Source organism: Armatimonadota bacterium, from assembly GCA_035527535.1.
Taxonomy (GTDB): domain Bacteria; phylum Armatimonadota; class Hebobacteria.
In genome coordinates this window covers 1-3456 of record DATLAK010000189.1, presented here as the reverse complement: position 1 = coordinate 3456, position 3456 = coordinate 1, and the positions used below count along the sequence as shown (strand labels likewise).

Genomic DNA, 3456 nt, shown 5'->3' with positions numbered 1-3456 from the left:
TCCTTCAGCGGCGCGCCGGTCGCACGCGCCAGGCGCTTGCAGTCCTCGTGCTCGGGCGAGGCCGTCAGCATCTCGCCGCCCATGCGGGCGACTTTCACCCGCACCTCGCCATAGGGCGTCTCGACGGCAATCCATTCCCGCTCCAGGCAGTAGCGCGTGACCTCGCGCGCCCGCACGCCCAGCGTCGTCGTCTCGCGAAACAGGATGCGCAGCAGCTGCGACTGTTCCTCCGGCGGCGCCAGCGCCGTCAGCAGCGACCCCGGGCGCGTCTTCTTCATGATGATGGGGGTAATGAAGACGTCGAGCGCGCCCGCCGCGAACAGTCGCTCCATGACGTGCTCGTAGAGCTCCGGGTTCATGTCATCGAGGTTGGTCTCGAGCAGCACCAGGGGCTCGCCGCCGGGCGTGGGGGGCGCGCCCTCCGCCGGTTCGCCGAGGAATATGCGCAGGCAGTTGGGATGCGGCAAGTCTTTGCTGCCGGCGCCGTAGCCGGCGCGGGAGATCATCATCGGCGGCGGCGGCCCGAAGGCAGCGCACAGGCCGGTGACCAACGCGGCTCCGGTCGGGGTCACCAGCTCCGCCTGCGCGTCGCCGCCGTAGGTGGGGCAGCCCTCGAGCAGCTTGGCCGTGGCCGGGGCGGGGAGGGGCAGCTTGCCGTGCGCGGTCTCAACCCAGCCGCCGCCCAGTGGTAGGGGTGAACACGTTGCCCGCTCGATGCCCAGCAGTCGAAAGCCCGCGACCGCGCCGACGATGTCCACGATCGCGTCCACCGCGCCCACCTCGTGGAAGTGCACCTGCTCGACGGCGACGCCGTGCACCGCCGCCTCGGCCTCGGCCAAGCGGCAAAAGACGTCGGCGCTGCGCTGCGCCACCGCCGGGTCGAGACCCGCGCCCTGAATCAGCCCGAGGATGTCCGCGAGGCGGCGCTCGGGCTGGGGTGCGGTCACTTCGACTTCGACCAGCGTGCAGTCAATCGGCCCGCGGCGGACGCGCCCGGCCTTGAGGGCCCATCCTTCCAGGGCCAGACCCGCCAGCGCCGACTGCAGATCAGCCGCGTCGAGGCCGCAGTCAACCAGCGCCCCCAGCAGCATGTTGCCGCTGACGCCGGAGAAGCAATCGAGGTGGGCGATCTTCATGGCGGCAGTATTCGGGTGGCGAGCGACGGACACCTGCACGTAGGGGCAAGGCATGCCTTGCCCTGCCGGGACCGCCTTTCGTTCACGGGGTTCTCCGTATCGGACTCCCATTTCAAGGGATTATCGGCGATGTAGCGGCGGATCTCCGCCAGGTCGTCGGCATTGCGAATAACGTGTTCGTAGTAGTTGCGTTGCCAGACGCGACGGCCAGGGGTGGATCGCAATTCGTTGATGCGTTTGGTTGCCGCACATTTGAAGCCGGCAACGAATGATGCAAGCGACCGCGGTTTGCGTTGTAGGGGCGCACGGCCGTGCGCCCCTACGTCGTTCCCATGCCGCTGCGGTGAATCATCCAACCCGTCGCCGCATATCAAGATAATGCCGTGAATGTGATTCGGCATGACGACCCATGCGTCCAACTCGATCTCGCGGCGAATCCCGGACGATCGCACCCATTCCTCTGCGACAATGCGTCCCCGATCGTTCAATTGCACTTCACTAGCGGCAATCGCCCCGAAAACGCATTTCCGCTCGTGCGTACAGATGGTGACGAAGTACCCCCCGGGTTGGGAGTAATCGTACGTCGGGAGGCGAATGGAGCGGCGGTGAAGCTGTGTGCCGTCAGATGTCATGGGGCCATCGCCTTGTAGGGAGCAAGGCATGCCTTGCTCCTACGGGCGTTCCGTTTCCGTTGCCGCGCCGCTGGCGATCAGCCCCGCGTAGTACCCGGCTCCGTAGCCGTTGTCTATGTTGACCACCGCCACCCCGCCGGCGCAGCTATTGAGCATGGTCAGCAGGGCGCCGACGCCGCCGAAGGCGGTGCCGTAGCCGACGCTGGTGGGCACCGCCACCACCGGCGCCCGCGCCAGCCCGCCGACGACGCTGGCCAGCGCCCCCTCCATCCCCGCGACGACGACGATGGCGTCCGCCGTTGCCAGCTTATCGGCATGTCCCAGCAGGCGATGAATGCCCGCGACGCCGACGTCGTAGAGCCGCTCGACGCGGCAGCCCATGGTCTCGGCGGTGACCGCCGCCTCCTCGGCCACCGGCTGGTCGGCGGTGCCGGCGGAGATGACCAGCACGCAGCCGCGGGGACTGGCTCCGACTTCTCCGGAAATCGGTGCCTGTCCCCATTCCTTGAGGACGATGATGCGCGCGGCTTCGTGGTATTCGGCGTCCGGCAGCTCCGCGCGCACCGCTTCGAAGACCTCGCGCGAGGCGCGGGTGGCGAGCGCGGTCTGGCCGTGCTCCACCAGGCGCTGCATCAGCGTCGCGATCTGCGCCGGGGTCTTGCCGGGTGAATAGATCGCCTCGGGGAAGCCCTTGCGCAGGGCGCGATGGGTGTCGAGCTTGGCGAACTCGAGGTCCTCGAATGGCAGGTGGCGCAGCCGCTCGAGGGCCTGCTCGATCGTTGCCTCACCCGACTTCACTTGCTTCAGCAGCTCGTGCAGGCGATGGTCCATGCTCCCCTCATGTGGCACAGCTTCGCGCCAGAGCCAGGGATAGTCTTACCCCTGTCGCTACTTATCCCTGAACGACGTATCCGCCAGCGCCGCCTGCGCCGCCGCCAGACGCGCGACGGGCACGCGGAAGGGCGAGCAGCTCACGTAGTCGAGGCCGACCTGGTGGCAGAACTCGATGCTGTCGGGGTCGCCGCCGTGCTCGCCGCAGATGCCGACCTCAAGCTTGGGGTTGGCGGCGCGGCCCGCGGTCACGGCCATCTTGATGAGCGCGCCGACGCCCTCGCGGTCGAGGGTCTGGAAGGGATTGACGGGCAGGATGTGATCCTCGACGTACTTGAGCAGGAACTTGCCCTCGGCGTCGTCGCGCGAGAAGCCGAAAACGGTCTGCGTGAGGTCGTTGGTGCCGAAGGAGAAGAATTGGGCGACGCCGGCGACCTCGCCCGCGGTAAGGGCGGCGCGGGGGATCTCGATCATGGTGCCGAAGCGATAGTCAATCCGACAGCCCTGCTCCTTCATCACCTGCTTGGCGACGGGTTCGAGGCGCTCGCGCACGAACTTGAGCTCGTTGACATGGCCGATGAGCGGGATCATGATCTTGACGTGGACGTCCACCCCGCGCTGCTTGCAGTTGCAGGCCGCCTCCATGATGGCGCGCGTCTGCATCTCCACGATCTCGGGCATCATGATGCTCAGGCGGCAGCCGCGCAGGCCGAGCATGGGGTTCATCTCCGCCATGCCCTCCACCGCCGCCAGCATCTTCTCCAGCGACTTGAGCTTGCGCGACGCGGGTGACTTCACGCGCAGGGTCGCCACCTGCTCGATCAGCTCCTCGCGGTTGGGCAGGAACTCGTGCAGCG

General features: G+C 67.6%; 4 protein-coding genes. All 4 read right to left on the bottom strand.

What is annotated here, in order from left to right:
- Positions 1 to 1190: nickel pincer cofactor biosynthesis protein LarC (gene larC, locus VM221_14150; protein ID HUT75964.1), on the bottom strand; the 1190-nt coding region annotated here is incomplete at its 3' end.
- The gene (locus tag VM221_14145; protein ID HUT75963.1) at positions 1133 to 1768 is read right to left on the bottom strand and encodes a transposase; all 636 of its coding nucleotides are present in this window, start codon (positions 1766 to 1768) and stop codon (positions 1133 to 1135) included. The genes VM221_14145 and larC, both read right to left, overlap by 58 nt.
- A gap of 39 nt (positions 1769 to 1807) precedes the next feature.
- Entirely contained in the window at positions 1808 to 2599 is a 792-nt protein-coding gene (gene larB / locus VM221_14140) for a nickel pincer cofactor biosynthesis protein LarB (GenBank protein HUT75962.1), read from the bottom strand.
- Positions 2600 to 2656: 57 nt separating this feature from the next.
- Positions 2657 to 3456 (bottom strand): putative PEP-binding protein (locus tag VM221_14135; protein ID HUT75961.1); only part of this gene is annotated, 800 nt, incomplete at its 5' end.

Bases quoted from the DNA above. Each gene is read 5' to 3' on its own strand.
- larB (HUT75962.1), bottom strand. From the start codon at position 2,599: ATGGACCATCGCCTGCACGAGCTGCTGAAGCAAGTGAAGTCGGGTGAG.
- VM221_14145 (HUT75963.1), bottom strand. From the start codon at position 1,768: ATGACATCTGACGGCACACAGCTTCACCGCCGCTCCATTCGCCTCCCG.